This is a genomic window from Mesorhizobium sp. M3A.F.Ca.ET.080.04.2.1, from assembly GCF_003952525.1.
Classification (GTDB): domain Bacteria; phylum Pseudomonadota; class Alphaproteobacteria; order Rhizobiales; family Rhizobiaceae; genus Mesorhizobium.
Genome location: NZ_CP034451.1, coordinates 1655036 through 1673062, shown reverse-complemented (window position 1 = coordinate 1673062; position 18027 = coordinate 1655036). Strand labels below are relative to the sequence as shown.

The following is an 18027-nucleotide window of genomic DNA, read 5'->3' as shown; positions in this document are numbered from 1 at the left end:
GTTCAGCGCAACAGCGAGACGGCCTTGCGCGAATAGGTGGTGTCGCTGACCTGGGCGAGCATGAAGGCCGCCACGTCGGCGCGCGACAGCGTCGGAAGCAGCGAGGTCGCCCGAATGTCATTGCCATGGCGGAACTGGCCGCTTGCCGGGCCATTGCCGAGCTTCGGCGGCCGCACGATGGTCCAGTCGAGGCCTGAGCGGGCGATCAGGCCTTCCTTCGCTTCGTGATCCGCCACCTCATGGCGCAGCATGAGCGGCACGATGATGCCGCCGAGCAGCGGCCCCAGTTGCGTGCGGCTTTCGCGGACGCCGAGGAAGGATTGATAGATGAGGCGGCTCGGCCCGGTCCGCCGCATCGCATCGACGATGTGACCGACACCGGCGATCACGTCGGGGTCGTGTTTCAGCGGCACGCCGACGCCGAGGCAACTAAACACCGCATCGTGCCCGGCAATGGCGCTCTCCACCGCATGACGGTCGGCGACATTGCCCACGACGATGTTCAGACGCTCATGACTGAAGGCGAGTTTACCCGGTGTGCGCACGAAAGCGCGCACCCTATGCCCCTGCGCCAGCGCCGCCGCGACGAGCGCGCGCCCGGTCGCGCCGGAAGCGCCAAAGATCAGCAGGTTCATCGTCAGCCTCCCGCTTCGTCAGCCGACCTGCGCCCGGCGACGAATGCAATCGGCGCCCGGGCCGTCGATCCGGCAAATTCTCGCGCGGGCGGAGCGATCCGGCAATTGACGATTTTCGCGCACGCCTGCAAAACCGCACAGGCTTCCGGCGCCGAGTTGAGGGCAGAGCCGGAAAGCCGCATGGTGCGGCTCACGGCCGATATTCTCGGCAGCCACCCCGTTTCGCTTGTCTATCGCCGCGAGATCGGTAATGAGGCGCCGGTGCGGGCGGTCATCCGTTTCGTCAGCGGCGTGATCAGGGACAATGTGGCGTTGATCAGCGGTGAGCCTTGAGGAGATCGCCGGCAGAGAACGCGCGGCGATCTGGCAAAAGCAATGCGAGGCCGCTAGGCTGCGAAGGGAACCGGGCAGGCGAGAGGAAAGAAATATGACGGCGCCTGGCGATTTGATGCAGGCCTTGTTCCTGAGGCTGAAGACGGACGCATCGTTGTCGGCGCTGCTGGGCGGCGCCGGCCTGCTTGAGCAGGCGAGTGACAAAGCGGCCTTTCCCCACGTGACCTACGGCCGCACCAGCGCCTTCGATCTCGAATCCGGCGCCGACAATGACAACGATCAGCTCATCACGCTGCATGTCTGGTCGAAGGCGCAGGGAGAGGCCGAAACGCGTCTCATCATGGATAGCATCAAGGCCCGCCTCGACGGCGCGGCGCTTTCCATAGGTCCGCGCGGCCAGACGCGCCTGTCGCTCGAATTCGCCGAGGCGCGCTATGACGAGGACCTGACCGTCCATCACGGTCTGCTGCGCTTCCGCGCGCTCACCCAGGAAAGCACCTGAATTAGGCCTCAGCTTTCAAGTTGAGCCTGGATTGCGGCCTTGTCGATGACCGACCAGACCTCGCATATTCGGCCGTCGCGAAATTCGTAGAAGACGTTCTCGGCGAAGGAAACGCGCGCGCCGTTGACCGGCATGCCGAACAGCAGGCCCTTGGGCCGGCAGTCGAAATGCAGGCGGGCGGCCACGCGCGGCGGCTCTGAGACAAGCAGCTCGATGTTGAAACGCAGATCGGGAATGGCGTCGAAGTCGCCTTCCAGCATCCGGCGATATCCTGAAAGCCCGATCGTCTCGCCGTTATACTGGACCTCTTCGCCGACGAACCGGCCGAGATCGTCCCAGTCCTGGGCATTGAGGCAGGCGATGTAGCCCCGGTAACGCTCGGCAAGGTCCTCACTTCGCATCGTAGCTCCTATGGTCACCAGGACGTTCTACCCTAGCTAGGGCAGGGCGAAAGTTTCGCATCCGAATACCGTAGCCGTGCGGATGATTTTCCGGCTATGAATTCGGGGCTTGGTTTGAGGGGTTTCGGGCGGCAGGACTCATTCGTCTCGCGTTGAAGCATTCCAGGAATAGTGCGAAGCGGCTTTGCGTCCGGAATTGCGCAAAAACGATACTATGGGGTTACAGGCAATGGGTTTTCCGGGCGGTTCACCGTTCATTTCATGTTCAGCACGCATGCGTTAGAACCGTGATCATGAAAACCTTTGGCTCCCATATACGCTCCGTGACGCTGGCGCTTGCCGCAGCCGCGCTTTTCGCGTCGCAGGCGATCGCCATGCCGGCCATCGATCCGTCGGTCGAGCAGCCGGTCGTGCTTGCCGCCGGCGATTGCTATGCCATCGGCCAGCAGGTTGCCGCGCAGTATGGCGGCACGCTTGCCAAGGCCTCGCAGGCGACGCGCGGCGGCCGGCAGGTCTGCGTCATCGTCGTGCTCGTTCCCGGCAAGGAGGGCCAGCGCCCGCGCCGCTCGGAGATCGTGGTCCCGTTGGACTGACGCTATCGTTTCCCAGGCCGGCGGAATCGGCCTATACCTCCGCCGCAAAACAGGCTTCGAACCATGCGCGTGCTCGTCGTCGAGGATGACAAGGATCTCAACCGGCAACTGGCCGATGCGCTCGTCGATGCCGGTTATGTCGTCGACCGCGCCTATGATGGCGAGGAGGGGCATTTCCTCGGCGATACCGAGCCCTATGATGCCGTGGTCCTCGACATCGGCCTGCCGCAGATGGACGGCATCAGCGTCGTCGAGCGCTGGCGCCGCGGCGGCCGCAAGATGCCAGTCCTCATCCTCACGGCGCGCGACCGCTGGAGCGACAAGGTGGCCGGTATCGATGCCGGCGCGGACGACTATGTCACCAAGCCTTTTCACATCGAGGAGGTGCTGGCCCGGGTCAGGGCGCTGATCCGGCGCGCCGCCGGCCATGCCTCGTCCGAGATCAGCTGCGGGCCCCTGAGGCTCGACACCAAAGCCTCGAAGGCCGACGTCAACGGCGTCCCGCTCAAGCTCACCTCGCACGAGTTCCGGCTGCTCGCCTATCTGATGCACCATATGGGCGAGGTGGTATCGCGCACCGAACTGGTCGAGCATCTCTACGATCAGGATTTCGACCGCGATTCCAACACCATCGAAGTGTTCGTCGGCCGGCTTCGCAAGAAGATGGGCATCGACATGATCGAAACCGTGCGGGGCATGGGATATCGCATGCGTGAGCCGGAGGCGTGACGCGGAACCGCTGAAACCAACTATGAAGACGCGGCTTTCGAGGCTGCGGCTCTGGCCGCGCTCGCTGACCTTCCGCGTCATCGCCTTTTCGACCGTCTGGGCGATCCTGACGCTGGTCGTCATCTTCACGCTCATCACCACGCTCTACCGCCAGGCCAGCGAGCGCGGTTTCGACAGCCTGCTTTCGGCGCATCTGTTCAACCTGATCGGCTCGGTCGGCATTTCCGACAACGGCGCGCTCACCGGCGCGCCGGACCTAGGCGACCTGCGCTTTTCCGAGCCGAATTCCGGCTGGTACTGGTCGGTGGAGCCAGCCTCCGAGGACGTTCACGGCGAGCTCCATTCCTCCTCGATGACCACCTCGATCCTGTCGCCGAGCGTCGCCGAGGTCCCCTTCAACGCGAACTTTCAGCGCAGCTACTCGACCGAAGGCATCAAAGGCGAGCAGGTCGAGGTCTTCGAGAGCGAGTTCGTGCTCGATGCCAAGAACCGTGCGGCGCGCTTCCGCGTCATGGGCAACCATAGCGAGCTCGAGCAGGAGATCGCGAGCTTTCAGCGTCGCCTGCTCACCTATCTGTCGCTGTTCGGCGTCGGCATGATCGCCATCAATGCCATCGCCATCCTGCTCGGCCTGCAGCCGCTGCGCCGGGTGCGCAATGCGCTGGCCATGGTGCGTGAGGGTACGGCGCATCGGCTCGACGGCAGCTTCCCGGCAGAGATCGAGCCTCTGGCCAACGAGACCAACGCGCTGATCGAAAACAACAGGCGCATCGTCGAGCGTTCGCGCACGCAGGTCGGCAACCTCGCCCATTCGCTCAAGACCCCGCTGGCGGTGCTCATCAACGAGGGTCGCGCGCTCGGCGGCGCCAAGGGGCAGCTCATTGCCGAACAGGCCGCCTCGATGCAGAAGCAGGTCGACCACTACCTGCAGCGCGCCCGCGTTGCCGCCCAGCGCGACAGCGTCGTCTTCCGAACCCCGGTCTCGCCGCTGGTCGAGCGCATGGCGCGCGTGCTGCAGAAGCTCAATCCGCAGGCGAAGCTCTCCCTGTCGCTGCCGCCGGGCGAAATTGTCTTTGCCGGCGAGCGCGAGGATCTCGAGGAATTGCTCGGCAACCTGCTCGAGAATGCCATGAAATGGGCAAAGAGCGCGGTGGCCGTCTCGGTCGCCGTCGTTCCGGGAAGCATCAATCAGTTTGAAATCGTCATAGAGGATGACGGACCGGGCATCCCCGAGGAGAAGGCGCGCGAGGCGTTGAAACGCGGGCGGCGGCTCGACGAGACTAAGCCTGGAACGGGACTGGGGCTGGCCATTGTCGCCGACCTCGTCAACGAGTATGGAGGCGTCCTGGCGCTGGAACGCTCCGGCATGGGTGGCTTGAGGGCGGTGGTGAGATTGCGGAGCCTGCAGTGACGTATTTTATCGATTTGCTTGCGGCCGGTTGCGGCCAAATTTCCGACAAATATCAACACTATGGCCACGATCACGTCTCCGATGGCGCGGCCCCAATCCGTGTCGCTCAGAGCAATTCCAGGAAAAGTCTGAAACGGTTTTCCATCCGGAATTGCGTCAAAACAACGAGATAGAACGGTTAGCCGTTTCCGTGAAACGGTGAACTGCTCTAGAAGTCCATTCCGCTCAAGACAACCGGTTGCTGGCATGAAGATTCGCGTCGCGCTCGTTTCAACCCTGTTGGCCGTTTCCGGCTGCACCACGCTGGGCAAAAGCGGCCCAAGCGCCTCGCTCACGCCGCCGGCCGGGTCCAATGCTTCCGGCGGCAAGGTGGGGACCAGCATCGTCGCGGCGATGAATGGCGGGCTGATCGGCGGCTCGATCGGCTCCGGACTGAGCGACGCCGAAAAGCGCAAGGGGCTCGAGGCCGAATACAAGGCGCTGGAGTACAACAACAGCGGCCAGAAGGTGACCTGGAAGAGCGACAGCTCATCCCACTATGGCGAGGTCGTTGCCGCCCAGCCCTACCGGGTCGGCTCGCAGGACTGCCGCCAATACACCCATACCGTGTATGCCGGCGCTGCGGGGGTTACCGCGCGCGGTACCGCCTGCCGCAATGCCGACGGCAGCTGGACGCCGCTGACCTGATAATTGCGTCCTGCCAACCCCATGTTTGGCAAAGGACATGCAGGGCAAGGCAGGTCGGATCGTCCTATAATCCGGTCCGGTTGATGTCGATCAAGGCCAGACGACAGATCTGCCGTCAAAGCGTCGCAGTGTGCTTGTGTTGGCAGGGCAGGGCTCTGCCGTTATTGGAAGAACCATGCTGTTCTGGGTCATAGCCGCGATCCTCACACTGGGCGCCAGCCTGGCCGTGCTGCTGCCGCTGGCTGGCGGCCCGAAGGGCGCGTCCGCCGCCGGCTCCCACGACCTGGAAGTCTATCGCGACCAGCTCTCCGAGATCGATCGCGACGTGGCGCGCGGGCTGATCCAGCCGGCGGAGGCGGAAGAAGCGCGCGCCGAGATCGGCCGCCGCATCCTGCGCCTCGGCTCGGCTGAGCAGTCAGCAACGGATGCACCACGCCCTTCGCAGGCCGCGCGGCTCATCGCCGCTGCCGCCGTGCTGCTGGTCCCCCTGGTGAGCTGGGGACTCTATGGCGCGCTCGGTTCGCCGGACCTGCCTTCGCAGCCCCTGGCGGAGCGGCTTGCCAAGAACCCGGCCGATTCTTCGGTCGACGAATTGGTCGCCCGCGCCGAGGCCCATCTCGCCGCCAACCCTTCTGACGGCAAGGGCTGGGACGTGCTGGCGCCGGTCTATCTGCGCCTGCAGCGCTTTCCCGACGCGGTGACGGCCTACCGCAACGCCATCCGCCTCGACGGCGACAGCGCCGTTCGTCAGGCCGGCCTCGGCGAGGCGATCGCCAATGCCGCTGGCGGCATCGTCTCGGCGGAGGCTCAAGGTGCCTTCGAGGCGGCGCTGAAGCTCGACCCCGTCAATGCCAAGGCGAATTTCTACCTGGCGATGGGGCTTGCCCAGGAAGGCAGGAAGGCCGAGGCAGCGGCGGCCTGGCAGAAGATGCTGGGCATCTTGCCCCCGGACTCGCCTTGGCGCACCGCAGTGAAGCAGGCGCTTGCCGAAACAGCTGGACCAGCGGTCGCGGCAGGCGCATCGGCCAAAGGGCCGGACGCCGAGCAGATGCAGGCGGCGCAGCAGATGTCGCCGCAAGACCGCCAGGCGATGATCGAAACCATGGTTGCCGGCCTCGACGATCGGCTGAAGCAGAACCCGCGCGACGAGGAAGGATGGATGCGCCTCATTCGCTCCTACGTCGTGCTCGGCAAGGCCGACCAGGCGCGCGACGCGCTCGCTCGCGCTGTCGCCGTCTTCGGGCCCGACAGCGAGCAGGCCAAGAAGTTCACCGCCTTTGCCGCCTCGCTCGGCGTGGCGGCGACGGAGTAAGCGATGACGCGCAAGCAGAAGCGATTGTCGGTGATCGTTGCCGGACTGGCCTTCCTCGGGACGGCTGCCGGGCTCACCTTCTATGCGCTCGGCCAGAAGGCTTCCTATTTCTACATGCCGGCCGATCTCGCTAGCGCAACCGTCCAGCCGGGACAGCGCATCAGGCTTGGCGGCCTGGTCGAGAAGGGAACCATCGTGCGCGGGCAGGGCGCCACCGTCGCCTTCTCCGTCACCGACACGCAAAAGTCGGTCAAGGTCACCTATACCGGGATCCTGCCCGACCTGTTCCGCGAGGAGCAGGGCGTCATCACCGAGGGTGCGTTCCGTCCGGACGGCGTCTTCGTCGCCGACAGCGTGCTTGCCAAGCATGACGAGCGCTATATGCCGAAGGAAGTCGCCGATGGGCTGAAGGCTAAGGGCGTCTGGCAGGAAACGAAGAGTGAGTAGCAGCCGTGGTTGAGACCGGACATTTCGCGCTCGTCCTCGCCTTCGCGCTGTCGCTGGTGCAGATGCTGGTGCCGCTGGTCGGCGCCCGTGCCGGTAACCAGCGGCTGATGGCGGTCGGCGGTCCGGTCGCGGTCAGCGGCTTTGCGCTCACCGCGCTCTCCTTCGCGGCATTGGCCGTCGCCTATGCCGGCTCCGATTTCTCGGTGGCGAGCGTGTGGGAGAATTCGCACTCGCTGCAGCCGATGATCTACAAAATCACCGGAACCTGGGGAAACCACGAAGGCTCGATGCTGCTCTGGGTGCTGATCCTGACCTTCTTCGGCGCGTTGGTCGCCGTCTTCGGCTCGAACCTGCCGGCGACGCTGAGGGCCAATGTGCTTGCCGTGCAAGGCATGATCGGCGCTGCCTTCTTCCTGTTCATCCTGACGACGTCCAATCCCTTCGTCAGGCTGAACCCGGCGCCGATCGAGGGCCGCGACCTCAACCCGGTGCTGCAGGATCTCGGCCTCGCCGTCCATCCGCCGCTGCTCTATCTCGGCTATGTCAGCTTCTCGATCTGCTTCTCCTTTTCGGTGGCAGCACTGATCGAGGGCCGCATCGACGCATCCTGGGCGCGCTGGGTGCGGCCGTGGACGCTGGTCGCCTGGATGTTCCTCACCGGCGGCATCGCCATGGGCTCGTACTGGGCCTATTACGAGCTGGGCTGGGGCGGCTTCTGGTTTTGGGATCCGGTCGAGAACGCCTCCTTCATGCCCTGGCTCGCCGGCACCGCGCTGCTCCATTCGGCGATCGTCATGGAAAAGCGCTCGGCGCTGAAGATCTGGACGCTGCTGCTTGCGATACTGACCTTCTCGCTGTCGCTGCTCGGCACCTTCCTGGTGCGCTCAGGCGTGCTGACCTCCGTTCACGCCTTCGCCACCGACCCGACGCGCGGCGTCTTCATTCTCTGCATCCTTACGCTGTTCATCGGCGGCTCGCTGGCGCTGTTTGCGCTGCGCGCCTCGACGCTCACCGCCGGCGGCCTGTTCCATCCCATCTCGCGCGAGGGCGCGCTGGTCCTCAACAACCTGTTCCTCACCACGGCAACGGCAACCGTGCTGGTCGGCACGCTCTATCCGCTGGCGCTCGAGGCGCTCACCGGCGGTAAGATCTCGGTCGGCGCGCCCTTCTTCGACCTGACCTTCGGCCCGCTGATGCTGCCGCTCCTGGCGATCGTGCCCTTCGGGCCGCTGCTTGCCTGGAAGCGCGGCGATGTGCTTGCCGCCGCGCAGCGGCTGATGGCGGCTTTCGCGCTGGCGCTTGCCGCCGTGCTCGTCACCGGTCTGTTCATAGACGGCGCCTCGGTCTTCGCGGCGCTTGGCGTCGGGCTTGCCGTCTGGCTGGTCGCCGGCGCGCTCACCGACCTTGCCGTGAAATCCGGCGCAGGCTCTGCGGCGCCTGCCGTCATGCTGCGGCGCTTCGCCGGCCTGCCGCGCTCGGTCTATGGCACCGCGCTTGCCCATCTCGGCCTCGGTCTGACGTTGCTCGGCATCGTCGGCACGCTCTCCTTCGGTACCGAGAGGATCCTGACCATGCGCGCCGGCGAGACGGTCGAGCTCTCCGGTCATACCTTGCGGTTCGAGGGGCTGTTCCCACGAAAAGGCCCGAACTTCACCGAGGATCGCGGCCGCTTCGTCATGATCGGCAGCGATGGCAACGCCGATGGCGAGATCAGCTCGGCCAAGCGCTTCTATCCGGTGCGTCAGACGGTGACCACCGAGTCCGGCATCAGGACGATCGGATTGAGCCAGCTCTATCTCTCACTCGGCGACGAAGGCAATGACGGTTCCGTCGTCGTGCGTCTGTGGTGGAAGCCCCTGGTGACGCTGATCTGGGGTGGCGGGCTGGTGATGATGGCGGGCGCGGCCATGTCGCTGATGGACCGGCGCCTGCGCGTAGGCGCGCCGTCGCGCCGCCGCAGGCAGGTAGCTGCCACAGCATCCGTGAGCTCGACATGAGGGCCAGGTTTTCACTTGCCTCGCTGGTCCTTCTGCTTGCCCTGGTCTTCGCCGGGACCGCGCAGGCGGTGAAGCCGGACGAGGTGCTGCCCGATCCGGCGCTGGAGGCGAGGGCGCGCGCGCTTTCGGAAGAGCTGCGCTGCATGGTCTGCCAGAACCAGTCGATCGACGAATCCGATGCCGACCTGGCGCGTGACCTGCGCATCCTGGTGCGCCAGCGCCTTGTCGCCGGCGACACCGATCAGCAGGTGATGGACTATATCGTCTCGCGCTATGGCGAGTTCGTGCTGCTGAAGCCGCGCTTCAGCCTGCGCAACGCGCTTTTGTGGGGTACGCCGGTGCTTCTGCTGCTCGTTGGCGGCACCTTTATCGTGATCGGTGCCCGCTCCCGGCGCCCTGCGTCGGGAAGCGTCCTAAGTGCCGAGGAACAGGCGGCGTTGGACAAGATGCTGCGCGAATAATGCACCTTAGAGGTTGGTCGAAACGCTTATGCCGTCGTCATCCACGGGCGGAGCAAGGAGCGCAGCGACGCGCGTAGACCCGAGGATCCATGCCGTGACTTCCACGCTCCGCTGCGGCGGAGAATTCTGCACCGCTGTACTCTACGGTTGAGGTAACGGCATGGATCCCAGGGTCTCCGCGACGGAGCTTCGCTCCTGCTTCGCCCTGGGATGACGACGTCGAGGGTGCTTCCGCAAGCCTCCGAGCGAGGCACATCTCAGACCTTGCGTGTGCGCGCAGCTTCCACCGGCCTCGATGACCGGTCGATTTCCGGCATTGCTCATTCGTGAGTCACCAAACGGCCCGTCTTTGCGTCGGATATTCCGCGCTTGATGCCCTCGATTATCTTAGTCTCCCAATCGACCGGGGCTTGACCCGGTTGGTGCGACCTGCGGTCATTTTGAAGCCTCGTGATCTCACGCATCCTTGCCGATCGCCAACATTACAAAATTTTCATGTACCGGAAATGGCCTCGTAATGTGCGGCTCTCTAATTCTCTTGCCCGAGGATGCTCGCCTGAGCGCATCCCTTCGAAAGAGGATAGAGACCCATGAATATTGCCCCCAATTCATATTCCCGCACCCGCAAGCGCCTACTGGCCGCCGCAGCCTCGCTGGCCGTCGCTGGCGCCATCGGTTTCGGTGCGGTGACCACCGGTACCGGACCTGTGCTGGCAGAAGCCGTGCGTGTCCAGGCGCCGCAGGTGACGGGCTTCGCCGATGTGGTCGAGCGCGTGTCGCCGGCGGTCGTCAGCGTCAAGGTCAAGGCCAAGATCCAGCCGACGGCCGATGACGGCTCCGATGACCAGGACGGCTTCGACAACCTGCCCGACAATCCGCAGCTGCGCCGCTTCTTCAAGGAGTTCCGCGGCTTCGGCGACCAGGGCGGCCAGTTCGGCATGCGTCGCCACCGCGACCACGGCAACAATGGCGAGCCGCGCCCGGTCGCTCAAGGCTCCGGCTTCTTCATCTCCGAGGACGGCTACCTCGTCACCAACAATCACGTCGTCTCGGAAGGCACTGCCTTCACTGTGGTCACCAATGACGGCAAGGAGCTCGACGCCAAGCTGATCGGCTCCGATCCGCGCACCGACCTCGCCGTTTTGAAGGTCGATGGCGGCGGCAAGTTTACCTATGTCGACTTCGCCGATGATTCCAAGGTCCGTATCGGCGACTGGGTCGTGGCCGTCGGAAATCCGTTCGGCCTCGGCGGCACCGTCACCGCCGGCATCGTCTCGGCCCGCGGCCGCGACATCGGCGCCGGTCCTTATGACGACTTCATCCAGATCGACGCATCGGTCAACCGCGGCAATTCGGGCGGCCCGACCTTCAACCTCAATGGCCAGGTGATCGGCATCAACACCGCCATCTTCTCGCCATCGGGGGGCAGCGTGGGCATCGCCTTCGACATTCCGGCCTCGACCGCCAAGCAGGTTGTCGACGACCTGATGAAGAACGGCTCCGTCCAGCGCGGCTGGCTCGGCGTCGAGATCCAGCCGGTCACCTCCGACATCGCCGAGTCGCTCGGCCTGAAGGCCGACAAGGGCGCGCTGGTTTCGAGCGCCCAGGACGCGGGCCCCGGCAAGAAGGCCGGTATCGCCGCCGGCGATGTGATCACCCAGGTCGATGGCAAGGATGTCGCCTCGCCGAAGGAACTCGCCCGCATGATAGGCTCCTACGCGCCGGGCAAGTCGGTCGATGTCACGGTCTGGCGTGATGGCAAGAACGAGACGATCAAGGTCGACCTCGGCACGCTGCCGACGAGCGACAAGCAGGCTTCCAACGAGGACAACGGCAAGCAGTCCGCGCCCGCCAAGGCCGACACGCTGGCCGATCTCGGCCTCACCGTCACCAAGTCGGAGAACGGCAAGGGTCTGGTGGTCACCGATGTCGATCCGGACAGCGATGCAGCCGACCGTGGCATCCAGCCGGGCGACGTCATCACCTCGATCAATTCGAACGAGGTCAACACCACCGACGATGTCTCCAAGGCGATGACGGATGCTGCCAAGACCGGCCGCAAGGCGGTGCTGATGCAGATCACCCGCGACGACTCCAACCGTTTCGTCGCGCTGCCCGTCGGCAAGGGCTGAGCGCGCCTGATCCCGAAAGCCGCGTGGGTTTTCGGCAGGATCATGCGCCACTGCGCAACTTTCGACCTTTCCTGGCGGCGGTTTCAACACCCCCGGACCGCCGCCGGGAAACATGGGGCCGAACACGTCTGTCAGTCACCGTGTTTCGCTCCTGGCGGCAGCGGGTATCCCATGACTCGCTGCCGCCTTACAGCACGTCGCCCAAAAGTGGTTGCCGGTTTTGGGATGACGACGTGCGAAGCCAAAAGCACGTCGCCCAAAAGTGGTTGCCGGTTTTGGGGTAACGGCGTGCGAAAACAAAAGCACGTCACCCAAAAGTGGTCGCCGGTTTTGGGGTAACGACGTGCGGGACCGACAATTGCAAAGGCGCGTCCGATGCCTGCCCCTCAATATTCCAGTGAAATCGCGTATAACGGCTCCATGAAGATTCTCGTCATGGAAGACGATCGCGAGGCCGCCGACTATCTGCAGAAGGCCTTCGCCGAGGCGGGCCACACCGCTCATGTCGCCGGTGATGGCGAGACCGGCTTCGCGCTGGCCGACGCCGTCGACTATGACGTCATGGTGGTCGACCGGATGATGCCGCGCCGCGACGGCCTGTCGGTGATCGCTGCGCTGCGTTCGCGCGGCAACACCACGCCGGTGCTCATCTTGTCGGCGCTGGGCGAGGTCGACGATCGCGTCACCGGCCTGCGCGCCGGAGGCGACGACTATCTGACCAAGCCTTATGCCTTTTCCGAATTGCTCGCCCGGGTCGAAGTGCTGAACCGCCGCGCCAGCGCCAGGGAGGCCGAGACCGTCTACAAGGTGGACGATCTCGAACTCGACCGGCTTTCGCATTCGGTCAAGCGCGCCGGCCGTGAGATCACGCTGCAGCCGCGCGAATTCCGCCTGCTCGAATATCTGATGCGGCATGCCGGCCAGGTGGTGACGCGCACCATGCTGCTGGAGAATGTCTGGGACTATCACTTCGATCCTCAGACCAACGTCATCGACGTTCACGTCTCGCGGCTGCGCGGCAAGATTGAGAAGGGCTTCGACAAACCGATCCTGCACACGATCCGCGGCGCCGGCTACATGCTGAAGGGCGGCTAATGCATGCCGCCTAAAAGTGTGCAGCGGTTTTGGAAGGACGACATGCGCAAAAGCAATGGACCTAAAGCGTGTCGCTTGAACCCGTTTCAACGCGGAGCGCTTTAGAGAGCAAGATGGCCCTTTCCCTGCCGGCCATCATGAAGACGACGGCAGCCCGGCTTTCGGCGCTTTTTTTCCTGCTGTTCGCGCTCTGCGCCGTACTGCTGGTCTTCTACATGACGTCGCTCTCGGCCCGCATGCTGACCGCCCAGACCCAGGACACCATCAACGACGAGATGGTGGGTCTCGCCCGCGCCTACCAGCGCGGCGGCCTGCCAGTGCTGGTGCGCGTGGTCGAGGCCCGCTCGCGCCAGCCGGGCGCCAACCTCTACCTGATCGCCGACCCCAACGGCCAGATTCTGACCGGCAATGTCCAGAGCCTGCAGCCGGGGGTCATCGAGACGGAAGGCTGGACGAAGGAGCCTTTTTCCTATCACCGCTTCGGCGAGGGCGAGCTCGACCGGCTGCGCAGCGGCGCCTCCGAGCAGGCCCCGCCACAGATCGGCGAGAAGGAGGCGCAGCCCGAGGGCGAGCAAGGCCATAATGCCATCGCTTTCGTGCTGCGGCTGCCCAACCAGATGATCATCCTGGTCGGCCGCGATCTCGGCGAGCCCGAGCGCTTCCGCGCCGTCATCCGGCGCTCCCTGATGCTGGCGCTGGGCATGATGGGTTTGGGCGGACTGCTGATCTGGTTCTTTGTCGGGCGCGCCGCGCTCAACCGCATCGACAGCGTCTCCGAAGCGAGCCGCCGCATCATGGGCGGCGACCTGTCGGGACGGCTGCCGGTCACCGGAGCCGGCGACGAGTTCGACCGCCTGTCAGAAAACCTCAACACGATGCTGGCCAGGATCGCGACACTGAACGAGGGACTGAAGCAGGTTTCCGACAACATCGCTCACGATCTGAAGACGCCGCTGACCCGGCTGCGCAACCGCGCCGAGGCGACGCTTGCCGGCAAGCACAAGACGACCGACTACCGGCAGGCGCTGGAAAGCACGATCGCCGAATCCGATCAGCTGATAAAGACCTTCAATGCCATCCTGATGATCTCGCGGCTGGAATCTGGCTATTCCTCCGAGACCACCACTCCGGTTGATCTCGCCGCCACCGTGAGCGACGTGGTCGAGCTCTACGAGCCGGTGGCGGAGGAGGCCGGGGTGGTTCTGGAGGCGCTCGTGCCGGAACCGCTGATGATCGACGGCAACCGCGAGCTGATCGGCCAGGCGCTGTCGAACATCGTCGACAACGCGATCAAATACTCGGCCGACGCAATCGAGCCGAAAGTGCGCGTGACGCTGGAGCGGGCCGTCGGCGAGATCAGGCTCGCCGTTACCGACAACGGCCACGGCATTCCCGACGACGCCGACCGTGCGCGCGCGACCGAACGCTTCGTGCGGCTGGAAAAGAGCCGCTCGCAACCCGGCTCCGGACTCGGCCTCAGCCTCGCCAAGGCGATCATGACTTTCCACAACGGCAGGCTTGATCTTCTGCCTACCAATCCCGGATTGTCCGTGGTCATGAGTTTTCCCGCGCGGGAGACGCAATGATGGCGGCGAGGATGGCGAAGAAACAAGTCGAAGGCGAGTTGCAACTTCGTCCTACACTGGCGCTTCGACCGCTGGACGAGGCTCGCGCCCGGCGCGAACTGTCCGAGATCGCCGACGCAGCCGGGGAGGCGGGCTTGTCCCGGCTGGCGGCGCTGCTCGCCGGCGAGGGGCCGCTGCAGGGCTTGCTCGCGGCTGTTTTCGACCTGTCGCCCTTCCTGCGCGACATGGCGCACCGCCGGCCGGCCATTCTGGACACCCTGTTCGACCAGCCGGTTGAGGCGCGGCTCAAGGCGATCGGCGAGGCGATCGGCCGCGTGGCGCAAGCCGAGTCGGTTTCCGAATCGAGCCTGATGATGGAACTCCGCCAATGGAAGGCGGAGGCGCATTTCCTGACCGCGCTTGCCGATCTCAGCGGCGAGGCCGAAACGGCGCTTACCGTGCGCCGCCTCAGCGACCTAGCCGATGCCTGCACCCGCGCCGCCATCGACTTCCTGCTGCGCGATGCGCACGAGCAGGGCAAGATCAAGCTGCCCGATCCCACGAACCCGGCGCGGCAATCGGGCTGGATCGTGCTCGGTATGGGCAAGCTCGGCGCGCATGAGCTCAATTTCTCGTCCGACATCGACCTCGTCGTCTTCTTCGATCCTGACGCAGCGGCCGTCATCGATCCCCTCGATGCGACGGAACTGTTTGCGCGCCTCACCCGACGCCTTGTTCGCATCCTGCAGGATCGCACCGAGCACGGGTATGTGTTCCGCACCGACCTGAGGCTTCGCCCCGATCCCGGCTCGACGCCGCTGGCGATCCCGGTCGAGGCGGCACTGCATTACTACGAAGCACGTGGCCAGAACTGGGAGCGCGCCGCCATGATCAAGGCGCGCCCGGTTGCCGGCGACCTCGCCGCGGGTGCCGCCTTCCTCAAGGAACTGCAGCCCTATGTCTGGCGCAAATACATGGACTATGCGGCAATCGCCGACGTCCATTCGATCAAGCGCCAGATCCATGCTCACAAAGGTCATGGCGAGATCGCGGTGAAGGGCCACAACGTCAAGCTCGGCCGCGGTGGTATCCGCGAGATCGAGTTTTTCGTCCAGACGCAGCAGCTCATTGCCGGCGGCCGCTTCCCGGAACTGCGCGGCCGTGAGACGGTGCCGATGCTCGGCCAACTTGCCGCGCGCGGCTGGATCACCGCCGAGGCGCGCGATGCGCTCGCTCGCCAGTACTGGTTTCTGCGCCGGGTCGAGCACGCTATCCAGATGGTGGCCGACGAGCAGACGCATGTTCTGCCCGACGAGGACGAGGAGCTGGAGCGCATTGCGCTCATGCTGGGCTTTGCCGGCGAGGCGGAGTTTGCCGACGCCTTTCGGGCTGCGCTGCAGCAGGTCGAGCGCCATTATGCGGCGCTCTTCGAGACCGCGCCGGAATTGTCGGCCGGGGTCGGCAATCTCGTCTTCACCGGCGACGTCGACGATCCCGATACGCTGCAGAGCTTGCATCGCCTCGGCTTCCAGCGCCCGAGCGACATCTGCCGCGTCATTCGCGGCTGGCATTTCGGCCGCTACCGCGTCACCCATTCGGCGGAAGCGCGCGAGCGGCTGACGGAGCTGACGCCGGCGCTGCTGAAAGCCTTCGGCCAGACCCGCCGCGCCGACGAGGCGCTGGTCCGCTTCGACGAGTTCCTCGCCGGCCTGCCGGCCGGCATCCAGCTCTTCTCGCTCTTGCAGTCGAACCCGGCCCTGCTCAAGCTGATGGCGACCATCATGGGCGCGGCGCCACGGCTCGCCGCCATCATCACGCGCCGCCCGCATGTGTTCGACGGCCTTCTCGACCCGGCGCTGCTGACCGAGTTGCCGAACCGCGCCTATCTTTCTGCGCGGCTCGCCGCCTTCATCGAGGGCGACCGCGTCTATGAGGACGTGCTCGACCGTCTTCGCATCTTCGCCTCCGAGCAGAAGTTCCTGATCGGTGTCAGGCTGCTCGCCGGCTCGATCGATCCCGCGCGCGCAGGCCGCGCCTTTTCCGATCTCGCCGATCTTACCATCGAAGCGGCACTCAACGCGGTGACGACGGAGTTCGCGCTGCGCCACGGCTTGATTGCCGGCGGCAGGGTGGCGCTGCTCGGCATGGGCAAGCTTGGCAGCCGCGAGCTCACCGCCGGATCCGACGTCGATCTCATCCTGCTCTACGATCACGATCCGGACGCCGAAGAGTCCGACGGCGAGAAGCCGCTCGCGCCCTCGCACTACTACACGCGCATGACGCAGCGCCTGATTGCTGCCGTTTCAGCGCCGACCGCCGAAGGCGTGCTTTACGAGCTCGACCTGCGCCTGCGGCCCTCCGGCAACAAGGGGCCGGTCGCCACCCACATCGACGCCTACAAGAAGTATCAGCGCCAGGACGCCTGGACCTGGGAGCACCTGGCGCTGGCCAGAGCGCGCGCGATCGGTGGCGATGCCGAACTTTGCGCCGAGGTCGAGGGCGACGTGGCCGCGGTGCTTGCCCAGCCGCGCGACGCTGCCAAGGTCAAGGCGGAGGCCTTCGAGATGCGGGCGCTGATCGAGAAGGAAAAGCCGCCGCGCGATCTCTGGGACATCAAGCTCGTTGCGGGCGGTCTCATCGATCTCGAATTCATCGCCCAGGTAGCGGTCATCACCGGCAATGTCGAACCCGGGCGCCGCGTGACGGCGACCGCCGACATATTGGCGCGCCTTGCGCCGCAATTCGCGGCCATCGATGTCCGGCACGAGCTCTGCGAGGCCGATCGGCTGTATACCGCGCTGACCCAGATGATCAGGCTTTGCCTGACCGGCGAGTTCCAGCGCGACGACGTCCCGCCTGGGCTTTCGGACCTGCTTCTGGGAGTCACCGACCTGCCGGACTTCGGCGTGTTGGAGGCGCACCTCAAGGAGACGTCGCGGAAGGTCAGGAAGGATTTCGACCTTCTGCTGCGTGCGAAGCCGCCATGATGGAGGGACGAGGTTCGTGAAGAGCATCGGGTCCGCAAGCGGAAGCTGGCTCGCGAAAATCCGATGTTCCCACAAAGAGATAGGACGGCTGCCTGAATCAAAATGAAAGGTTGCCGTCCTGGCATCGGGGGTGACGATGCAACAGGAGAAGACCAATGAGAAAGTCCATCAAATTTGCCCTTGCCTTCGTAGCGCTGGCCGGTGCTGTCGGCACCACCGCCTATGCCGAGAACGCCGGCGGCGACCGCATGCGTGAGCGCATGATGATGCGCCTCGACAAGGCGATGAGGGATTCCAATGGCACGATAACCTTCGATCAGTTTTCGAACGCCATGGATTCGCGGCTGAAAAAGCTTGTTGCCGAGAATGGCGGCAAGCTCACCGTCGCCCAACTGGCGGACGCGCTGGAGAAGGCACGCTACGAGCGCATGGCCCGTCGCATCATCGAACGCTACGACAGCAAGGGCGACGGCACGCTGACCGCGGACGACATCACCGGCCGCGAGAAGAAAATGTTCACCCTGCTCGACAAGAACAACGACGGCAAGATCCAGAAGGGCGAACTGCCCAAGATGGGCCGCTTCGGCCACCACCCCCAATGGGGTGGCGGTGATGACAGCATGCAGTGATCTGACGGCTTGGTTCCGGCGGCCTGACCGTCGCCGGAACTGCTCGCCTGGCTATTCGTCCGTTGAACCCGGCGTAGCGCGCGGCGCGTATGCGCTTCTAGGATGCGGTCG

The 18027-nt window shown here is 64.9% G+C and carries 17 protein-coding genes; 15 read left to right on the top strand and 2 right to left on the bottom strand.

All coding sequences use genetic code 11. The features are described from left to right. Positions 1 to 2: 2 nt before the first annotated feature. Entirely contained in the window at positions 3 to 635 is a 633-nt protein-coding gene (locus EJ074_RS08255; protein ID WP_129552964.1) for an SDR family oxidoreductase, read from the bottom strand. Positions 636 to 740: 105 nt separating this feature from the next. Between EJ074_RS08255 and EJ074_RS08250 the strand changes: the two genes are divergently transcribed. Together EJ074_RS08250 and EJ074_RS08245 are read left to right on the top strand one after the other, a co-directional pair. Beyond that, positions 741 to 968 carry a hypothetical protein gene (locus EJ074_RS08250; RefSeq protein WP_129552963.1) on the top strand — a complete coding sequence of 76 codons (228 nt, stop codon included), beginning with the start codon at positions 741 to 743 and terminating at the stop codon, positions 966 to 968. A 94-nt stretch (positions 969 to 1062) separates the two neighbouring features. Continuing rightward, on the top strand, positions 1063 to 1470 hold the full coding sequence (locus EJ074_RS08245) for a DUF3168 domain-containing protein (protein ID WP_095805673.1): 408 nt from the start codon (positions 1063 to 1065) through the stop codon (positions 1468 to 1470). An 8-nt stretch (positions 1471 to 1478) separates the two neighbouring features. On the opposite strand, the gene EJ074_RS08240 is transcribed toward EJ074_RS08245, so the two are convergent. Continuing rightward, complete coding sequence (locus tag EJ074_RS08240; RefSeq protein WP_129552962.1) at positions 1479 to 1871, bottom strand: ester cyclase; 393 nt, start codon at positions 1869 to 1871, stop codon at positions 1479 to 1481. Positions 1872 to 2164: 293 nt separating this feature from the next. On the opposite strand from EJ074_RS08240, the gene EJ074_RS08235 reads away from it, so the two are divergent. From EJ074_RS08235 to EJ074_RS08170, 13 genes are all read left to right on the top strand, one after another. Further along, positions 2165 to 2464 carry a hypothetical protein gene (locus tag EJ074_RS08235; protein WP_095805674.1) on the top strand — a complete coding sequence of 100 codons (300 nt, stop codon included), beginning with the start codon at positions 2165 to 2167 and terminating at the stop codon, positions 2462 to 2464. Positions 2465 to 2527: 63 nt separating this feature from the next. Then, positions 2528 to 3193: a response regulator transcription factor gene (locus EJ074_RS08230; RefSeq protein WP_095805675.1), complete on the top strand. Its 666-nt coding sequence runs from the start codon at positions 2528 to 2530 to the stop codon at positions 3191 to 3193. A gap of 22 nt (positions 3194 to 3215) precedes the next feature. Then, a complete protein-coding gene (locus tag EJ074_RS08225; RefSeq protein ID WP_165349886.1) occupies positions 3216 to 4604 on the top strand; it encodes an ATP-binding protein in 1389 nt (462 codons plus the stop codon). Positions 4605 to 4850: 246 nt separating this feature from the next. Further along, a complete protein-coding gene (locus EJ074_RS08220; RefSeq protein ID WP_129552960.1) occupies positions 4851 to 5291 on the top strand; it encodes a hypothetical protein in 441 nt (146 codons plus the stop codon). A gap of 175 nt (positions 5292 to 5466) precedes the next feature. Beyond that, positions 5467 to 6603 (top strand): c-type cytochrome biogenesis protein CcmI, encoded by a 1137-nt coding sequence (ccmI, locus tag EJ074_RS08215; protein ID WP_129552959.1) that lies wholly within the window; start codon positions 5467 to 5469, stop codon positions 6601 to 6603. Between the two features lie 3 nt (positions 6604 to 6606). After that, positions 6607 to 7050, top strand: coding sequence for a cytochrome c maturation protein CcmE (ccmE, locus tag EJ074_RS08210; protein ID WP_129552958.1), 444 nt, complete (start codon positions 6607 to 6609; stop codon positions 7048 to 7050). 5 nt (positions 7051 to 7055) lie between these two features. After that, positions 7056 to 9047, top strand: a complete 1992-nt coding sequence (locus tag EJ074_RS08205; RefSeq protein WP_129552957.1) for a heme lyase CcmF/NrfE family subunit — start codon at positions 7056 to 7058, stop codon at positions 9045 to 9047. Continuing rightward, positions 9044 to 9508, top strand: a complete 465-nt coding sequence (locus EJ074_RS08200) for a cytochrome c-type biogenesis protein (RefSeq protein ID WP_129552956.1) — start codon at positions 9044 to 9046, stop codon at positions 9506 to 9508. The genes EJ074_RS08205 and EJ074_RS08200 overlap by 4 nt, the downstream gene beginning before the upstream one ends. A 590-nt stretch (positions 9509 to 10098) precedes the next feature. Beyond that, entirely contained in the window at positions 10099 to 11640 is a 1542-nt protein-coding gene (locus EJ074_RS08190) for a Do family serine endopeptidase (protein WP_129552955.1), read from the top strand. 420 nt (positions 11641 to 12060) lie between these two features. After that, positions 12061 to 12735 (top strand): response regulator transcription factor, encoded by a 675-nt coding sequence (locus tag EJ074_RS08185; protein WP_129552954.1) that lies wholly within the window; start codon positions 12061 to 12063, stop codon positions 12733 to 12735. Between the two features lie 113 nt (positions 12736 to 12848). Continuing rightward, positions 12849 to 14321: a HAMP domain-containing sensor histidine kinase gene (locus EJ074_RS08180; protein ID WP_129552953.1), complete on the top strand. Its 1473-nt coding sequence runs from the start codon at positions 12849 to 12851 to the stop codon at positions 14319 to 14321. Beyond that, positions 14321 to 17287 carry a bifunctional [glutamine synthetase] adenylyltransferase/[glutamine synthetase]-adenylyl-L-tyrosine phosphorylase gene (locus EJ074_RS08175; protein WP_165350058.1) on the top strand — a complete coding sequence of 989 codons (2967 nt, stop codon included), beginning with the start codon at positions 14321 to 14323 and terminating at the stop codon, positions 17285 to 17287. Before EJ074_RS08180 ends, EJ074_RS08175 begins: the two co-directional genes overlap by 1 nt. A gap of 155 nt (positions 17288 to 17442) precedes the next feature. Further along, on the top strand, positions 17443 to 17916 hold the full coding sequence (locus EJ074_RS08170) for a hypothetical protein (RefSeq protein ID WP_129552951.1): 474 nt from the start codon (positions 17443 to 17445) through the stop codon (positions 17914 to 17916). Positions 17917 to 18027: the final 111 nt, after the last annotated feature.